The 19,506-nt window shown below is 48.8% G+C and carries 12 protein-coding genes; 11 read left to right on the forward strand and 1 reads right to left on the reverse strand.

The features are described 5' to 3' along the window. Positions 1–2 precede the first annotated feature (2 nt). Positions 3–1,244: a phosphonoacetate hydrolase gene (phnA, locus tag BLS44_RS11305; protein ID WP_090390165.1), complete on the reverse strand. Its 1,242-nt coding sequence runs from the start codon at positions 1,242–1,244 to the stop codon at positions 3–5. Between the two features lie 500 nt (positions 1,245–1,744). Here phnA and BLS44_RS11310 point away from each other — a divergent pair, with 500 nt between their 5' ends. The 11 genes from BLS44_RS11310 to BLS44_RS11360 all read left to right on the forward strand — a co-directional run bounded on the left by BLS44_RS11310 (position 1,745) and on the right by BLS44_RS11360 (position 19,417). Continuing rightward, positions 1,745–2,314, forward strand: coding sequence for a helix-turn-helix domain-containing protein (locus BLS44_RS11310; RefSeq protein ID WP_090390166.1), 570 nt, complete (start codon positions 1,745–1,747; stop codon positions 2,312–2,314). A 654-nt stretch (positions 2,315–2,968) separates the two neighbouring features. Next, positions 2,969–5,839 (forward strand): SusC/RagA family TonB-linked outer membrane protein, encoded by a 2,871-nt coding sequence (locus tag BLS44_RS11315; RefSeq protein ID WP_090390167.1) that lies wholly within the window; start codon positions 2,969–2,971, stop codon positions 5,837–5,839. 14 nt (positions 5,840–5,853) lie between these two features. After that, entirely contained in the window at positions 5,854–7,356 is a 1,503-nt protein-coding gene (locus BLS44_RS11320) for a RagB/SusD family nutrient uptake outer membrane protein (RefSeq protein ID WP_090390168.1), read from the forward strand. Between the two features lie 17 nt (positions 7,357–7,373). Next, the gene (locus BLS44_RS11325) at positions 7,374–8,417 is read left to right on the forward strand and encodes a fasciclin domain-containing protein (protein WP_090390169.1); all 1,044 of its coding nucleotides are present in this window, start codon (positions 7,374–7,376) and stop codon (positions 8,415–8,417) included. A 5-nt stretch (positions 8,418–8,422) separates the two neighbouring features. Beyond that, complete coding sequence (locus tag BLS44_RS11330; RefSeq protein WP_176954391.1) at positions 8,423–9,478, forward strand: DUF5007 domain-containing protein; 1,056 nt, start codon at positions 8,423–8,425, stop codon at positions 9,476–9,478. 21 nt (positions 9,479–9,499) lie between these two features. Beyond that, the gene (locus tag BLS44_RS11335) at positions 9,500–12,670 is read left to right on the forward strand and encodes a SusC/RagA family TonB-linked outer membrane protein (RefSeq protein ID WP_090390171.1); all 3,171 of its coding nucleotides are present in this window, start codon (positions 9,500–9,502) and stop codon (positions 12,668–12,670) included. 31 nt (positions 12,671–12,701) lie between these two features. Further along, a complete protein-coding gene (locus BLS44_RS11340) occupies positions 12,702–14,192 on the forward strand; it encodes a RagB/SusD family nutrient uptake outer membrane protein (RefSeq protein ID WP_090390172.1) in 1,491 nt (496 codons plus the stop codon). 53 nt (positions 14,193–14,245) lie between these two features. After that, positions 14,246–14,932, forward strand: coding sequence for a hypothetical protein (locus BLS44_RS11345; protein WP_090390173.1), 687 nt, complete (start codon positions 14,246–14,248; stop codon positions 14,930–14,932). Between the two features lie 48 nt (positions 14,933–14,980). Next, positions 14,981–16,570 carry an IPT/TIG domain-containing protein gene (locus BLS44_RS11350; protein ID WP_090390174.1) on the forward strand — a complete coding sequence of 530 codons (1,590 nt, stop codon included), beginning with the start codon at positions 14,981–14,983 and terminating at the stop codon, positions 16,568–16,570. A 25-nt stretch (positions 16,571–16,595) separates the two neighbouring features. Then, on the forward strand, positions 16,596–18,281 hold the full coding sequence (locus BLS44_RS11355) for a LamG-like jellyroll fold domain-containing protein (RefSeq protein WP_090390175.1): 1,686 nt from the start codon (positions 16,596–16,598) through the stop codon (positions 18,279–18,281). Between the two features lie 53 nt (positions 18,282–18,334). Continuing rightward, positions 18,335–19,417: an alkaline phosphatase family protein gene (locus BLS44_RS11360; protein WP_090390176.1), complete on the forward strand. Its 1,083-nt coding sequence runs from the start codon at positions 18,335–18,337 to the stop codon at positions 19,415–19,417. Positions 19,418–19,506 lie beyond the last annotated feature (89 nt).

A 19,506-nucleotide genomic window follows, 5' to 3' on the forward strand; every position in this document is an offset into this window, starting at 1 on the left:
ATTTATTTTGTTCCGTTGATGAGAAAATCAAAAATCTGGAAATTGCGCGGATCCCCGGCCGACCGCAGCAGGTATTCATTGTTGAGGGGATGCGACAGGATCATCGAAATCATTTCTTCATACCTGCCTCCATGGGATCTGAGCGCACCTTCAATGGCATTCAGATCATGATATCTCGGTTTGCGTCCAACAACAACATTCCGGCCCGAGAGCACCACCACGTCCCCGGTTCTGTCAGAAGGCTGCTCCAGATGCCTTACGGCTTCCTCTTTGTTATAGACTTCGGTAATTCCGGGGATAGTGTGTAAGAATGCGATCACTTCCTGGATGATGGATTTGTCTTCAATATGGATAACCACATAGGAGCCCAGGGCCCCATGATGTTTTACATAGGGATCGGTAATGGGACAGATAACGCGAAAACCGCTACCAAACTGCGCTTCCAGCAGGTCTTCTACATACAGGACATTCGGTTTCCCTCCGGCTGTGATTTTAGGATTCATTCCATGATCAGGCGTTGCCCCGATCCGGGCTCCCAGGCTTAGCAGGCGCCCGAGTTCGGTATCTATCGCTGCATAAAAGTCTAACGCTTCAGGTGCCTCAGGCGCATAGGTGTGCTGCATATAGTCTGTGAGGGAGAGATAAAGAAAATCGGCCATCCCTTTTTCAATGAGCGCAACACCGGCCCGTAAAACAAACAGGCTGGCATCGGCGCTGTATATTTCGGGGGTATTCAAACCAACGGTCTGCTCGGCTTGCTCAATCCCGTGAACGGACAGCTTTGTATCAGATGCCCTTTCTGCAGAAAAGGCAATGCCCTTTAGTTGATGGGACAGTATATCCCGTAGCTTTTCTTTAGCCGTAACTACGGCTACTTTTCTTCCGGAGGCCGCCGCCGCCGCAAGAATGGTACCGGCCCTCAGGTATTCCGCGGAATTCATCATTACTTCCATGTCGTTTTTTTCATCATAAAAAAAGTTGCCGCAGATGCCATGCGCTGAAGGCGGGAGGCCCGTAACGATCGAAGTATTGTTGACATTGGTAAAGGAGGGGAGCGCACCTCTTACAAGCCCCCTGTATCCTGACCGGATCATTGCTTTGAGACAGGGCATTTTATCCCTTGTTAAGGCCGCATTATAATATTCATCTGCTGATCCGTCCATACAGATTACAACAATAGGCTGTTGCTGGGGCGTATACGTTATGCCGTTTACCGAAAAGCTGGTGGTCGATATTTGATCCATGATTTGAGTTTAGTAATTGTAAACAATTTTGTTTGTGTGGTTATAAATTACTGGATGAAGCAATTTTGGGTGTCAGGCGGCGGTCTTGCCGGCGATGATTGTACGAATAGTTCTTTTGATGAAAATTGATATCGTTATGTAATGATTTGCAATTGATTAATATTAAAAAGGAGCAACCGGTCCCGCCATTTACAAAGCAAATAAAGATAAAAAGAAGATTTTTATGTTTAGCATAAATATAGAACTTTAATCCGGATGTTTATAAATAATAAACATTTAAGTGTTTTTAGTGATGGCCCAACAGGGGGTGTTTTGTAAAGGCTCCGGTTGCCCGCCGCTACCGTGGTAAATTTCTGCGGCTCATTTGGTTAAACCACTTATTTTCGTAACAGGTTTCATGTTGGGTTTAAGATCAAACGTTCACATGATACCGTTTACTCCGGAGGCGGTACATCAATACCGGGAGTTTCTTAGTATTCAGTAATGTATAAATACAGACAATGAGCAGGGAGTTATTTTTATTGGTTGGAGAAAAGATCAAGGAACAACGGGTTCAAAAGAAGATTACCCTGGATAAGCTGGCCGGTAAGGCCGGGGTCACGAAAGGCCTCATCTCCCAGATAGAAAATAACAGGACCATTCCCTCTCTGCCGGTACTGTTTGCCCTTATTGACAGCCTGGAGCTGAATGTAAAAGAATTCTTTACCGGGTTGCATGAAGCGCACAGTATCCCGCGGGTACTTATTATCAGGGAGGATGCACATGCGCCTTTTAAGAAAGAGCCTGTGACCGGATTTCAGTATAACAGGATACTTTCCCGTTCCCTGATGACGCAAACGGTGGATGTGGTGCTGCTGGAACTGAAACCGGGAGCGGGGCGTAAAAAAATGATCCGGACCGATGCCTTTGAATGCAAATATATCATTGAAGGAAAGCTGGAGTACCAGGTAGGGGAGCACGTTTTCCAGCTGAATGCCGGCGATACACTTTTTTTTGATGGGCGGGAACCGCATAAACTCAAAAACACAGGCCGGTCAAAAGTGCGGATCCTTGTAATGTATTTTTTCTGATATTTTATACGATGCTTTGTGGCGCTGTTTTGCGGTCTTTGCATGCCACACCTGTCAAGCAGTTTGCAAATCACGGCCCGGTTTTTTGGCAGCTGTTCCTGTTGCTGTATATATACCTGTTCCCTTTATTTTGATTGCATAGTAAGCCCTTTTTCGGGTTGTAACAGCTGCACTGTATGCTTTGGTTTCAAGGGCAGTAGGGACTCTTGCTGAGAAATAGAAAAGTATATAAATACTAAATAAAAGTTTATTAGATGCTTATGCTGTGTGCACAGGAGGAATAGTTGCTATTCCTGTACAGGAGCGTGTTACTGCACGCTTTGTGCAAGCGATTGCGCAAAAAAAAAGTTTTTTTATTTGAAAAACACGTGTACATTTATACTAAACTTAAATATAGCATTTGTTAACAAATAATTGATGTGGATTGCCTTGCCAGCTAGAAACAATCATTCATTTTTGTGTTCGGTTTGATTTGTAAAAGAGATAAAGCAGAACCGGTCATCATGCTTGGAGATTATAAGAAGTAATGCCGTTTTAAGGAACGGTTAACGGGAAAAGACAAAAGCGCAGACACCTTCAGTAAGGAATGAAGGAGCCTGTTGCGCCAAACTAAAATAGCGCTTTATTGCGATATCCAGATTTAACAAAATTCACATGTATCAGAATGTATCCAGACTGTTTATTGTCCTTGCGATGATCCTATGTATGGGCCGGATTGCCGCCCAGGATAGCAGCGCTGTTCAGCGCGATACGGTTCCTGAAATAGTAAGGCCGCAAGGTATCGGCCAGGCGCCGGTAGCCATTATGAAACAGTTGCCGGGAAGTAGCCTGCCTGTTTTACTCGATGCTAAAGTAGCCGGCGTAACAACGCTGCGCAAATCAGGCGAGCCCGGTATACCCTCCTGGCTGTTGGTAAGAGGATTACACGCACCGGTGGCCCGGCAAAGCGATATATACGCTATTACCCCTTTGTACGTTGTGGATGGCGTTCCGCTGATCCAGAATCATGCTTTCGCCTTTGGCGTCAAGCAATATGATTACGAGCGGATCGGCTCCGAAACGGATATAACCACGGCATTGAATATTAGTGATATTGAATCGATTGAAATATTGAAAGACCCGGCAGCTATCGCGCCCTATGGGGTACAGGGGGTAGATGGGGTAGTGCTGATCCGCAGCCGCAGGCCCACCCCCGGAAAATACCGGATCAATGTAAATCTGCACGGAGGCTTTGTATTGCGTCCCTACGACCTGAAAACAGCAAACGGCCGTTATGAGCGCGATTTCAGAAAACCTTTTTACGATGCGTATGCTACACCGCAGCAGGCGGCAGCATTCCCGGCCTATCTGGCCGACTCATCCAATGCCGTGTATTATGGTCCTGCCAACTGGGATGCCGTTTTTTATCAGAATGCCTGGCAGCATTCCGTTAATGCCGCCATTTCCGGAGGAACGGAGCGGGCTTATTTCAGGTTAGGCCTGGGTAATGTACGGGAGAGCGGCATCATGCGTAATACAGGAGTGGATCGTTACAACGTTGCGGCCAATATCGGTATGGTGCCTTTTGACGATCTTACCATTACCACGCAAATACAGTTAGGTCTTACAGACAGGAGCCGGAACACCTTTCTTCGGGAACGTTTTGCCGAGCAGGAGTATCTTCCCACGCTCGGTGCTCCGCTCTCGCCCAACAAGGATTATTTGTCAAACTATTATGCATTGCTGGACCGCTGGTCTTTTGATAAGAACCAGGATCATTTCCTGGCCGGTATGATCAAAGCTGCGTACCAGCTTAAAAACTGGGACCTCAGCAGTTCTTTCCTGATGAACTATCATGATAATAACCGGGATCTCTTTTTTCCCACCACGGTTAATGATGGAAATAATTTTGCTTCCTATTTTATCGGGTTGGATAAGCGGTCGGCCTGGAAGAACGAGATCAGCTACAGGCCCAACCTGGGGGGCGGCATGGTGCTGCAGCTTACGGGTACGGCCGGCGCGCAATGGGACCGCCGTAAATACGATTATATCAAAGGATACCGGGGCGGGTCTGATTTTGTAAAGATCATTGCCGGTGGTTCAACGCCTTCCTTCCAGGACGGAACGATCTTTGCCTTTAAGGATTACCTGAACCATAACCTGGTTTCCTTTTCCGGAAGTGCCCGCTTTACGTTAAAGAACCGGTATGAGGTGACCGCAGGTGTAAACCGGGAAGGATCTTCTTATTTTCAGAACGGTTACTGGTGGTTTACCTCCCCTTCACTGGGCCTGGCCTGGGATCTCAGGGACGAATTGGGATTAGAGCCCGTATTTTCACGGCTTAAAATAAAAGCAGGTATGGGCCGCACCGGCCGGGTGTTTGATAACGACAGCTATGGATATGGCCCGGTATACACGGTGGATAATGGCTACAACGGTGCACCCTTCCTCCCTTCTTACGGATCTATGCCTACGCTTACCCTCCCGTTTAACAGGGGCTATACCGGCTGGGGCATTGAATGGTCTTATGCCGGCCAGGCAACTATTGGTTTTGAAATGGGCATTGGAGAAAAATGGGATATAGCAGCCACCTATTATATACGGAATGATAAAAATATGGTAGCGCCGGTGCCGGTGCCTACCGAGTATGGTTTTACAAAGCAATATAAGAATGGACTGGCCGTAAAAAATACCGGACTGGAAGCCAGTATCGGCAGTCATTTCGGGAACAGCAGTTTCAGGTGGAGCCCCGGCCTTTTGCTGCACTGGAACGATAACCGTATTACCGCCCTGCCGGACGGATTAAACAGCATTACAGCCGACGGCCGTCACCTGCAAAAAGACCAGCGGATAGACGCCTACTGGCTCCTTCAGAATGAAGGTGTTTATGAAAGTGATGCTGCTGTGCCCGTAAATCCTGCTACCAGTCAACCGCTGACTTACTATGGCATAACGGTGAAAAAAGGAGACCCCCGCTGGAAGGATGTGAACGGTGATTTTATTGTGGATGATAACGACCGCGTATTCAGGGGAAATATGTATCCGAAGATCAGCGGTGCTTTTAACCAGTCTTTTAACTATAAGAACTGGGAGCTGGATTTGCTTACTGCTTTTGCATGGGGCAAATACCTGGTGAATGAAGCGGTGGCCAACCGTTTTGATTTTGCCAACCGCGAGGTGTCGGGAAGTATGAGCGGGGTAAAGGAAGTGACCTTCTGGACGCAGATACCCGATAGGGAAAAGTACCCGCTTTACAATCCTTGGAGTTTAGTACAGCCGTATCAGCGGGATCAAACCCTGTTCCTGGAGAAAGCCGATTTTCTGAAGCTTAAATCGGTACTGCTTTCCTATAACCTGAAGGATCTTGCCTGGGTTAAGAAAGCAAAGATCACCTCCATGAAAGCATATATCACTGCCAATAACCTGTTTACTGTAACACCCTATACGGGGAGAGACCCGGAGCTGTCTAACTACATGGGGTATGATGACGGGTACGGTGTTCCTTTTGCCCGGAGCTTTTCTGTTGGCCTGCAGTTAGACCTTTAATAAAATAAGATTTTATGAAACCGTACAATATCCTAATACTCTTACTGATGTTTTTTTTCGCAGGCTGCGGAAAGGAATTGAATGTACCTTCACGGCACCAGGTGCCTGAAAATAATATGTGGCAGCAACGCAATGATGCCCGGTCGGCAGTCTTTGCCACCTATGGATTAATGCGTGCAGCCCTGGCTAATGAAAATGCATTCTTTGCCTACGGGGAGTTAAGAGCCGGCAATTTCAGGGCCACCAGCCGTGCCGATATCGGGGCCGTAACCACACAGCAGCTCAATGCCAATTTTGCCACCCTGGAGGAATGGAAGGACTGGCGTCGCTTTTATGCCGTTATTGCACAGGCCAATCTTTGTTTGCAGAAATTGCCGCAGGTACTGGAAAAAGACTTCCGGTACAACGAGCAGAAAATGAAAGTGGATATAGCCTCGGTGCGTTTTCTCAGGGCCCTGGCTTACTTTTATATTGTGCGTATTTGGGGTGATGCGCCCCTGATTACCGATGCGGTAGAAGGTGGCTTTACCAGCCGGCCCAGGGATCCCCAAACAAAAATCCTGGACTTTGTAGAACAGGAATTAATTGCCGCTTCGGTGAACCTTCCCTGGAATTATGACGGAAGTCAGCCGGAACAGATCGGGGTTTATTATGACCAGGCCGGCAGTTTCTGGCTGTCCTGTATTGCATCCAAGGCCGCCTGTTATGCAATGCTGGCGCATGTATATGCCTGGCGGGGCGACTATGCCTCCTGCGAGTCCAATGCAAGATTGGTATATGAAAATACAAGCCTGGGAAAATATACGTTTACATCGGCATCTACACTCACAGCAGAAACCGCCGGGGTATTCAGTGCTTTAGGCAACGGTGTTATTTTTTCTCTTACGGCAGATGCCCGTTACCAGGAATCTTCGGCAAAGGGGCATATCGAAGACTGGACGCTGAGCGCACCGCTGGTAGATAAGCCTGTGCCCGATGTATATGTGCCGGCCGATTCCGTATTACAGATATTTAATGAAGCCAATGACCAGCGCTTCGCCATTAGTGTGGCCGGCGCGGTAAGCGGGGGGTATTTCCAGAACTTTTCGAACCCGGTGCCTATGTTCAGTAAAATCAAAGCGCGGACCTATACCCAGGAGCCGCTGTTTAATAATTTTCAGTCGGCCATTGTTATTACCCGTTATGAGGATATTGTATTGTTAAGAGCCGAGGCCCTGTATTATCTCAATGATATCAACAACGCCATGGTATATCTGAATGCTGTACGTACCCGGCGCGGGCTTGCGGAGTTTAAGCTGCAAACCGGCGGCAACCTGCTTGATGCCATTTTAAAAGAGCGGCAGCGGGAGCTGCTGGGAGAGGGGCAGCGCTGGTTTGACCTGGTCCGCAACCGTAAGGCACACCTGTATTCCGGGTTATCAATAGCACAGATCGGGCAGGGGGCAGCGTTGTGGCCGCTTTCAAAGAACACGCTGCTCAATAACGGTTCTTTGCAACAAAACAGTTACTGGAAATAATATTCAATCTTAATACAATGAATACGGCAAAATATTATTGCATCCTCTGCCTGCTGTCGGTTTTGATGGGAATGTCCTGCAAAAAGGATAACACCTACCGGAATGATGCACCGGAGGGTAACACCCTTCCCTACAATGTGTATGAATACCTGCAAAAACAGGGAAGAGGTTTCGACTCACTGCTTTTTATTATTAACAGGTCCGGCTTAAGGGATACCCTTGCTTCTCAGAATGTGACCTTCTTTATTCCCTCTGATGCCAGCATCAGCAGTGCATTGATCAACTATAACAGCCGCCGCAGCGGGCAGGGATTGGGCCCGGTTGCGCTTAAGGATATAGACAGCTCTTCATTGCGGCAGTTGCTGGCGTATTATATTGCAAGAGGCAGCTGGATGGCAGATGCAATTGCCGTAAACAGGGATGGCATATACCTGCGTACCGTGGGCGACCGCACCGTTAACGTGGCACAGCAGACAACCAATGCAGAAGGCGTAGACAAGGGAGGAAGCCAGGTGCTGAAATACAGTTTTACCTATAGTTCAAAATGGGAGGAGGACTGGTCGAGCAGCCGCACCAGCACTACAGATATACGGCTTTCCAATGGCGTGGTGCACGTACTGGAACCCGGTCATATTTTTGGTTTTGGCACTTTTCATATCCGTGCGGCAGAACGGCAGAACTATTGGAGTGACTATTATTATTACTCCTCTGGCACACTGTATTTACCCAACGCAACCACCCGCCCCTGGGGTCCACTGGCTACAGCCGCTTTAAGGAACGGTAAAAGGGTAACCGCCATCTCGGCCAATGAAGTGCTCATGGATGGGGGCGACTTTATCGGTAATGCGCTTTATAAAATAAAGATCACGCTGGACAGCCGCGATAGCGTAACGGCTATAGGACCTGCAACAGCCCAGGCAAATGCTACGCTTCAAAAGCATGGCCCCAGCTATTTTGATCGTGATAGGTTCACGCTGCATCTCGATTATCAATACGACCAAACCAGCTCGCCGGCAGGGCGATACATCATCATAGAAGAAGTAAAACTCAATAAAAACTAATGGGCATGAACAAGAACCGCTATTTTTTAGGCGCCATACTGGCACTGGCACTGGTTGCAGGGTGTAAGAAAATGCCTCCTGTAACCGAGTACCTCAGTCCCAGGGTCAGTTTTGCTACGGATACTTACACGCCTGTACTGGGAAGGAATCTGGTAGTATTAACGCAGTTCAATGCCGACAAATCCAGCTATCCGCTCAATTTTGAATTACTGAATCTGCGACGGGCAAATGGGGCCCCGGCCCCGGAGCTGACAGCGCTCACTACGGTAAAGGACTGGGTGGGCCGGTATACGGGACTCGAAACCTCCCTGGCTGAAATTGAGGCCAAGCGGCAGCAAGTGCAAAAACCCTATTTTACCATCCGGCCCGGCTCCGGCGACCTGGTGTTTGCCGCTGCTTCCTCTGCCGTTATTCATGGAAAGCCGGATACGGATTCCCTCTATCTTTTTGATATTAAAGTATCCAATAATACCGGGGCCAGCAAACTGTTTACCAACCAAAAGCTCATCCCGTATAAGGAAATACCTTATGAACCCTTTGAGTATAATAAGGAAACCCGTAAACCTCTTACTGAAAGTTTCCAGACCTATCCCCCTACGAATACCACTTCCATCACTGTTCCCAGGCAGGTGCGGCTAACTACTTCCTCCAACCTCTACTATACCACGGACAGCCTGCTGCAGCCCTATATGGCTGCGGTATATTTCAGGAAAACAGGAAATGGCAGTTCCCTTACCTTTCGCTTCCTGGATAAAGACTCGCTGCCCATCAACCCCTCCAGGTTCAGCAATACCAAATGGACGGAGCTGGTGCATGGTTTCAATATGCAAATGACAGACAGCTATGTAAAATATGATGCGGCTTACCCGATACCGCTTACCACGCTTACGACCCGGTATGCTTCGGGCGGACAGGCAAAGGTCTTGTTTGAGTATCCCCGCCGGGGCTTTGGCAACAGCCTGCGCAACGGCGTATTTGGGCTTAATTTTTCTATTTATGAACCGGGAGACTGGGAGCTTGTCTTTCATTTCAAAAAGAACCTGAAGTTTGAGAACGATTAATAACTGCGAACAACAAAAGATATGAAAGGAACGATACACAGATTGATGGCCTGTTTGATCCTGCTGGGTACTTTTGGGGTAAGCCAGCTGAATGGCCAAACCATAAAGGCTTCGGGCCGGGTGATCGCTGCAGATACCAAAGAACCTTTAAGCGGTGCTACCATTACCGCCTGGAAAGGGCGCCCGCTGAAAGCCCTTATTACAACGGATCAGCTGGGTAATTTCAGTGTACAGCTGAAACCGGGAGAGGAGATCGAAGTATCCTATGCCGGTTTTGCTACGGCCCGGCAGGCGCCTTCAGACACCCTGCTGTTTGAGCTGGAACGTTCCGCCAACGATATGAACCAGGTAGTGGTAGTGGGCTACCAGCGTAAGCAGAAGGAAACGATCACGGGCGCTATTACCCGCATTACGGCGGATGATATCAAAGATATACCCTCCGCCAACCTGGAGGAACTGATGCAGGGCCGTGTAGCAGGATTGAACGTGCAGATGAATACCGGCGCCCCGGGGTTCCGGGGGGCAGCCACCATCCGGGGCCTTTCCAGTATCGGCGCCACCGGCACCGGTGACAATGCCTATGTAAATGCAAACTCTCCGCTATACATTGTAGATGGCGTGCCTATTGATGCGGATGCCGGTTTTGAATACGGCTTTCAATCCATAGGACCCGGTACCAGCCCGCTTTCCCTTATTCCAGTGGAAGATATCGAAACCGTGGACGTAATGCTGGATGCACAGGCCGCATCGCTCTATGGCTCACGCGGGGCTAACGGGGTTATTGTAATTACTACCAAAAAAGGGAAGTCTAAAATACCGATCATCTCTTATGTGGGTAATTATTTTATGAATACGGTGCCGCCCCTGCGCAAGACTATCGGAGGGCAGGACGAACGCCTGCTGCGGGTAAACACCGTGTATAACACCGGGGATTACGGATATATTTACCAGATCAACCGGCAGCCCTTTATTTCCGATAGCCTGAACCCTTTTTACAATAATGCGACCAACTGGCAGGGGATTTATTATACGCCTACCTATAACCACTCGCATAATCTTTCCATTGCCGGTGGCGACCAGGTACTGAATTATAAAGCCAACCTGAACTATTATTCTGAGCGGGGCGTGATCCGGAATACAGGTTTCGACCGCTATGCGGCTACCATGAGTTTAGGGTTTAACCCCAATGAAAAATTCAGGATCAATGCGCAGGTGTTTGCCGCTATAGGTAATAAGCTTAAAGGCAGTGGTAACGGGCTTACGGAAGTAGGCGCCGGATCCAATGTAGCTTCGTCGTTGTTGCCGGGACCTTCGTTTTTCCTGGATGTATCCCAGTTTTCCGGTGCCATCTATAGTACCAACGATGCCAAAACGCATAATTTCCGGTCTTTTGTAGACGCCTCTTATGAAATCATAAAAAATGTGCGGCTGAGCTCCAATACCAGTTATGATTATACCATGGACAGCGAAGACTTTTTTAAACCTGCTGCGGCCGATGCCAATCGCACCCGACTCTATGGTTTTTCGGCCCGGCGTTCCAGCTTATATAACCGCAGCCAGATCAATTATACCCAAACCTATAATGATAAACATACCGTGTATGCATCGGTATTTAGTGAGTTAACGGTAGACAACAGCACGGGTTATGTGATTGAAAACCGCAATGGTCCCAATGACTACTACTGGGGACCCTTTGGCTATAATTCCTGGTACTCTGACTATGCCGGCGTACAATACAACAGCAGCGGTACCAATGAATATAAAACCACGCATACCATTGCCGTTGCGGCGAACCTGCAATACAATTTCAGTAAAAAATATGTGATCGATTTCAGCTACCGGCAGGACGGAAGTTCTTATGCAGGCGCCAATAACCGCTGGGCACGTAACCCCTCCCTGGGATTACGCTGGAATATAGAAAAGGAAAAATTTATGGAGAACGTAAAATGGGTGACGGCTGCTAGCCTGCGTTTTACTTATGGGATTAACCTGCGGCCCACATCGAACATTTATGCTTCGCAGGGACAGTTTGGAGTAAGAGGTGCATATAATAACGTGGTGCGTATTGGCCCCATATTGGGATACCTGCCCAACCCGGATCTGCGGCCGGAGCGGGTAGAAACCAAGAACCTCGGGGGGGATTTTTACCTGTTTGCCAACCGGGTCGGGCTTTCGTTTAACCTGTACGAAAAAAATATTGATGACCTTATTTATGAAACCCCGCTGGCGGATGCCACGGGTTTTCAAAAAACATTTTCCAATGATGCGGCGCTAACCAACAGGGGATTGGAGGTCTCGCTTACCTTCCGGCCAGCCCGTCCCGGAAAAGATTTTAACTGGAACGTGTATGTGAACGGATCGGCCATCAAGCAGATTGTACGCCGTTTGCCCGGGAATGCCCTGGTCTGGTACAGTGATAATAATTCTGTAATTGCCCGTGTAGGTGCCGGGCAAAACAACTACCTGCTGTTATCGCAGGGTGTATTTGCAAACAATAAAGACGTGCCGGTAGACCCGGTAACCGGCCTGGGATTCCGTAATGGCTACACTACTTCTTATTTCCAGGCGGGAGATACCTACTTTAAAGATGTGGACGGTAACTATGTGATAGACGGAAACGACCTGCAGGTAGGCGGAAGCTTTGAGCCGGTGTTTACCGGTGGCTTCGGCGGCATGGTAATGTATAAAAACTTTAACCTTACCGTAAGCGGATCGCTGTTGTTTGACAGGACCCTGCGCAACAATGCACTTTCACAACGGTTACGCAATTACCAGGATCCGCTGGAACTGAAGGACGAAGACGGGAACGGCAGTGCAGATCAGCCGTCGACTTTTGTGGATATCAGTGATGTGGATTATTACCGGCCGGATCATACGAATGCCAGGTATCCGAATCCGTTCCTGGTAAACACGGGCACGGAATCTTTGAGAGATGGTCAGAGCCTGTTTGAAGAGGATGGTACGTACATAAAATTCAACAGTGCCACACTCGGGTACAATTTCAGTAAGACCTGGCTCAACAATACGCTGAAACTGCGCAATGCCAGGTTGTATGCAACGGTAAAAAACCCGTTCCTTATTTCACGCTACTCGGGCCCCAACCCCGAAACGGTGAATAGCCTGGGGCGCGATTACCTGGGCAACTATCCCAATACCAGGGCCTATACCATTGGGGTAAACGTTGAGTTTTAAAACTGAATTATTAAAAATAAATGATAGACACATGAAGTGGTTGCATCAAATATTATTCCTGCTGTTACTGGCATCAGCCGCTGCATCCTGCAAAAAGTTTTTGAATGTGGAACCTGCGGACCGGACCGGGTCCAACTCCTTTTGGAAAACCCGGCAGGATGTGGAGGCCGCTGTGATCAATTGCTACGGATTCCTGTTCCAGAAGTTCAATGACTTTAATTCGCCGGTGATCCCCGCCGTAGGTGATATGCGTTGCGGAGGCATCGGGGGCAGTATTGCCTCCGGTCAGCTGGGCCAGGGATTTTATACCCTGTCGCAAAACGATCTGTCCAATACTACCAACCTGGGTGTACCGGAACGTTATCATCTCAATGATATCGACGATTGGGGACCCTATTTCGAGTCCATCGCCAATTGCAATATCACACTTGCCGAGATCGAAAAAATGACCACGCTAACGGATACAGAAAAGAAACAGTACATTACTGAGGTAAAGTTTGTGCGGGCCTTTACCTATTTTTATATCTGCCGGTTATATGGTGATGTGCCATTTTATACCCAGCCCTATGATAAAACGCCGAGGCCCCGTACCTCGTTCATTACCATTTTTAATACACTGATCGCTGAACTGGATGCTGTAAAAGATGATCTGCCCTGGACGGCAACCAATCCCTCCGACCTGGGCGTGCGCGCCTGCAGGGGATCCGTATACACACTGATCGCGCAGATGAACATGTGGCTGGCAGGCTTTGACAAAGCCAATCAGTCTAAATACTGGAAGGATGCAGCCGAAAAATGTGTAGCGGTAAAAAATAGCGGCGCCTTTGAATTATTGCCCATTGAGGAAACCAAACGCATTTTTAAGGGAAAGACCAAGGAAAGCATTTTTGAGTTTGAGCTCAACCGGAATTATGGCAATACCTCGCTGTATGTAAACCTGGGGCAATGGATGACGCATTCCCCGATTGTGGATTATGGTGGCAACAGTGACTTGTATTTTGTACGTCCTTTAATGGAACGCATTTATCCACCCAACCTGCCGGATAAAAGAAGGGATACCTGGTTCTATCTCCCTTACAGCAATAATCAAACCTTTATGTTCTTAAAACAGATCAATGTGGCTGATCCTACGGGCTACTGGAGTTTTGAGGACAACCTGATGGTGTTCCGCTATGCAGATGTGCTGCTGCTGGGGGCAGAAGCCCTGGCCAACCTGGGAAGCAATAACACCGAAGCCATCAGCATGCTCAATACGGTACGTACCCGGGCCGGTACACCGCTTTTTACGGCCGGCGCCGAAGACCTGAAGGATGCTGTTTTCTGGGAGCGGCAAAAAGAACTTATAGGAGAAGGGCACCGCTGGTACGACTTTGTACGCACGGGCAGGGTAACGGATCCCAACCAGATCATTACCCCCATGACCCAGGACCAGTTTGACCGCGGGGCATGGACCTGGCCTATTGATGCCAAGGCAAGACAAAATAACCCGGAGATCGTGCTGAACCTGTATTGGATACGGTAAGCGGGAGAGCGTATTAGACTTATAAATCGTGATTGCGTAAAAATAACAGTTTGATGAAAAAGAATCCATTGATCGTTTGTCTCTTTGCCCTGTTGTTCCTGGCAGCCTGTAACAAAAAGGATTACTTCAGGAACACCGGCCTACAGTCCGGCGTATTCAAAGAAAATATTTACGAGTTCCTGCAGCAGCGTCCTTTTCTTTTTGATTCGCTGGTGCAGGTGATTGACCGGTCGGGTATGAAGGAGATCCTTCAAAAAGAAACGGTTACCTTTTTTGCGCCGCCGGACCAGTCGCTGATGTTTACAATGAATGCCATAAACGGCAGCCGCTATGCACAGGGCAAAGATAGTCTCCGTATTGCTGATATACCGGGTGATATCTGGCGCAGGTACCTTTCCCACTATATTTTTAAAGGCCGGTATATGATGAACGACATCAGTCGCGTCGATTTTGCAAGGGCAGCCCTGTATCCGGGTCAGAACATAGAGTCCTACGATGGTTTTATTATGAATATGGGCGTAGTATATGGAGCATATTCCGGCACACAGGACGTGGGGCCGCGTACCATCTGGCTTTCGGCAGTAGGAAGCAATTTTGCCGACCTTGCCCGTGCGCTTACAGAGCAGGTGGCTACCTCCAATCTGCAGCCGCAAAACGGGGTGGTACATGCGCTGGCAGGTACTGCATTCTTTGCCTACGGATCCGATTTTATCGCGGTTGTAAACGATAATGTGCCTTAGTGCGGGCAGGAGTGGTATGATGTTTAAAAAATGATTTAAAGAGCAATTATGTATAAAACGAACTATATCCTGCTATTTTTATGCGGCTGTCTGCTATGGGCCTGTAGAAAGGAAACAGCGCTGGGGCCCTATCCCTACGGCTCGGATAAGGAGCCCCTGAAAGTAAAGCTGAGTACAGAAACCCTGCGGCCTTCGGTAAGCGCACCGGGCAATACCATAACACTTTACGGATCCGGCTTTGCCCAATATAAGAAGGAGGAACTGCTGGTGCGGTTTAATGGCGAGCCAGGGGAAGTGCTGAGTGTATCCGATACCCGCCTGGAAGTAAAAGTACCGGTACGGGCCAGCAGCGGAATGATCACGCTCACCATTAATAAACAGGTACTGGCAGGTCCGCAGCAACAGATCAGCGGCCCGGTGGCAGCGGATGCTGCCTTTAAATCCTTTCCGGGAGCCAGTGGCGGAAGCGTGGCAGGGATCCGCTTCCAGGGTGATGGAAAATATGTGATCGTCGGTAGTTTTACCGACTATGATAATTCGGGGGAGGCCGATGGATTGAACGGGATGGCGCGCCTGAACCCGGATGGCTCCATAGACCGGAGTTTTAGAACACGCCGGGGATTTTTTGGCGGCAATGTACAGGATGCACTGCCGCTGCCGGACGGACGATACCTGGTAGCCGGTAGTTTTAGCAGGTACCGCGGCCGCTTTGACGGAAGGGTGCAAAACATGATCACCCTTAACCAGGACGGTTCGCCGGATACCCTCCTGGTTCACTATACCGGTCTTGCACAGGTAGACACGGTTCCGGCATTTGCCCTGGGTTTTGATGCGCCTGTGTCAGCCCTGCACCGGCAAACCGATGGTAAAATTATACTGGCCGGTGATTTTCGCAAGGTGTTCAGAAAAACGTATGGGGGTGTTTCCGCCGATGGCAAACGGGATTCCGTATTGGTGGATACCCTGCATCTGAACTACCTGGCCCGGCTGAATGCCGATCTTACCCTCGATACCACTTACAATTTTGACCCGGCCCTTCCTGCAGGCAAACCGTCGGTGAACGGGCGTATAGAAGATTCCTACCTCAATAGTGCAGACCAGCTGATGATCGCCGGCTCCTTTACCACTTTCAATGGAGCCCAGGCCGTGAGGATTGCCCGGCTGGACACTTTAGGGGCCCTCGATCCGGCATTTAATGTGGGCACCGGGCCGGATAATACGGTTTCCTCCATTGACCATTTGCCGGATGGCAGGGTAGTTGCTGCCGGTTATTTTGTAAATGTGGCAGGCAAATCCCTTAAAAGAATAGCGCTGTTTACCGCCTCCGGTGCTTTGGATAATAACTTTAACCCAGGTGAAAGCACTGTGGGCTCTTTATCGCATATCCGCGTTCTGGACAACGGAAAAATATTGGTGAGTGGCTTCTTTGACCAGTTTCAGGGATACAGCAGGGGGGGAGTGGCCATTCTTGAAGCCGATGGGAAGCTAAGCACCACGTACAATAATTTCAGCGGGTTTCAGGGAGGGCTGGTAACGGCCTCTGCCGCTCTTACGGCGCGCAACTCAATTGTGCTGGTGGGAGGATTCTCTTCGTTTGATCTCAAACCCGTGTCGGGGATTGTTAAATTGAATTATTGATCGGATCATATAAATACTTGGGAATATGAACAAATTGAAGTTCGGTATAAGAGCAGCAGGCCTTGGGCTGATGGCCGTTTTCATAATGCTGCAGGCCTGTAATAAGCCGGTACTGACAGATCAGGCCGGGGGGGAAGATGGTCCGCTGATCAGTCTGAAAAAGAAAAAAACACTGTTGATCGTGCTGGATGGGGCAGCGGGTGCAGCTGTCGAAGAAGCCAATCTTCCGACAATTAAAAAAATGCTGGATAATAGTGTGTACAGCTTTTACGGTCTTATTGATACTATCAGTAATGACGGCACTACCTGGGCAGACCTGGTAACAGGCACCCGCCTGAATAAGCACAATGTAACAACAGAGAACTTTGCCTCCGCAAACTTTACACAGTACCCCAGCTTCCTGAAACGGATGAAGGACAATGACCGCAGGTTCCGGGCGGTAGCTTTTACTACGTTACCACTACTGGGTACCGGCCTGTTTGGTACTGAAATGGAAAAACACCAGCATATGCCAGACAATGATCTTGCTGCAAAAGATTCGGCGGTGAACCGGTTGAAGGCCGATGATGCTGACCTTCTGCTTGTTGATTTTTCATTGGCGGAACGTGTCGGTAAGACCTATGGATTTGGTATCGGGGTAATGCAATACCGTACAGCACTGCAGACACTGGATAACTATATTGATGAGATGGTATATACCTTACAGCACCGGGATACTTATGAAAAAGAGGACTGGTTGGTGATCGTTACGTCAACCCACGGCGGTAAGCTGGACGGAAGCTATGGAGGCGGTGCCAGCCAGGACCGCAATGTATTCAGCATCTATTATAACCCTAACCTTACAAAGACAGTTATTCCAAGGCCTCTGATTAATATTCCGTATGAAGGGAATTTTATAAGGTTCAATGTTCTGAACGGCGCACAGCAATATGCCTATACAGACCATTCAGCGTTCAAATTTGGGACTTCCCAGAACTTTACAGTTGAGTTACGCCTGAAAACAAATAATGCTACATCGGACGATCCTCCCTTGATCACCAATAAAGATTGGAACTCCGGAGGAAATACAGGTTGGCTGATCTTCAAACAAGGTAATCATTCCCGTATTAATTTCAGGGCAAGTGCAACGAGCAGAAAGGACTTTAATGGCCCTGTTTTTACAGATAATAAATGGCATATGCTCTCAGTGAGCTTCGATCGGAAAGGCGTCATTTCTGTATACCAGGATGGTGTTTTATTTACAACCAACAATATAGCCGCCAATACGGGTTCTGTAGATCCGGGACTTCCTCTTGTAATAGGAGAAGATGGAAGAAAGGGGTATTACTCGGGGTGGGGATATTCTGCGGATACCTATATTTCAGATGTACGCATCTGGAATACGGTACTGCCTGCGGATCTGATCAATAGCTGGCAATACCTGGAACTTAACCGCAGCCATCCGCTGTATAATAGCCTCATCGGCTGGTGGAAAATGAATGAGGCCTCGGGATCTGTTTTGAAAGATTATAGTAATACGGGAGCCGACCTGACGTTTGTTGGAAGTCCTACCCGTCCCCCCATATCTGATGTACTAAATCCATCAGCTTTGGATTTGCGCCTGCTGACTCCCGGTCTTGTAGATCATTCGTTCCGGATCATGACCTGGATGGGCATGCGGGTTGATTATGAAACCTGGGGTTTAGATGGCAAAGTGTGGAGCGGGAATTAAAAGTGTACAGGAAACCGGTTTTTAAATAATAATAACAATCTTAACGTATAATCATGAAGTGGATGATCCTTCCGCTCCTGCTCATCGCCCTCAACAGTGTTGCGCAGAAGCGTCAGACAGAAAACATTATTTTTATTTCCGTAGACGGCTATCGCTGGGAAGAATTGTTCCGGGGTATGGATACGTCCATTTTTAATAAACGGCAATACCGGAAAGCTGATAGCGCGGCCCTGATGCAAAAATACTGGGCCGGCACGCCTGGGGAGCGACGCTCTAAACTGATGCCCTTTTTCTGGAGCACGCTTGTCAGCAAAGGACAGCTGTATGGCAACCGCGACCTGGGCAACGAAGTGAATGTACGCAATAATTACTGGTTCTCTTATCCCGGCAGGGCAGAAACCATTACCGGCTATTTCGACCCAAAGATCAACTCCAACGGTTACCCGGATAATCCTAACACAAACGTGTTTGAGTTTATAGAAAAACAAAAAGGCTACAGAGGGAAGGTCGCCACATTTGCCAGCTGGGGGGCGGTAAGCCGGATCGTGAACAGGAACCGGAATAAAATGCCCCTCATCAATCCCTATGAAAAGGTAGAAGGCCCGGGACTTACGGAGGCACAGCAGCTGGCGAATGAATTGCAGGATTATATTCCCAAATTTGAAGGAGAAGAAGAACGGTGGGATATGAATACTTATGCCATTGCCAGAACATATATCCTGGCCCGTCATCCCAGGATGGTGTACCTCGATTTTGGAGACCTGGATGTACTGGCGCATGAGGGACGATATGATTTTTACCTGGAAGCAGCCCGGGCTACGGATCAGATGATCGGCAGTCTTTGGAACGCCTTGCAGCAGGACGCCTTTTACAGGAATAAGACCACTTTTGTAATATGCCCGGATCATGGCCGTGGCGGCGGCAGGAGCTGGACCGGTCATGGCGCTTCGGCTGCTGGTTCGGGAAATACCTGGCTGGCCGTCATTGGACCGGATACTCCGGCTACCGGGGAAGTGAAGACCTCAACCCGTATTTACCAGGACCAGTTTGCTCAAACAATGGCCCACCTTTTGGGCTTTGAGTTTAAAGCAGAGCACCCGGTGGGAGAAAGGGTTACGACTGTTACCGGCAGATAACTTTTTTTCAACCAGGGATACGGGCTTGCCTGCAACTTGGGAGTGCCCCGTGTTTCGGGCAAGACATTAAGGAAGCGCCACCGGGAGCT

Origin of the sequence: Niabella drilacis (assembly GCF_900101395.1) — a bacterium.
Taxonomy (GTDB): Bacteria; Bacteroidota; Bacteroidia; order Chitinophagales; family Chitinophagaceae; genus Niabella; species Niabella drilacis.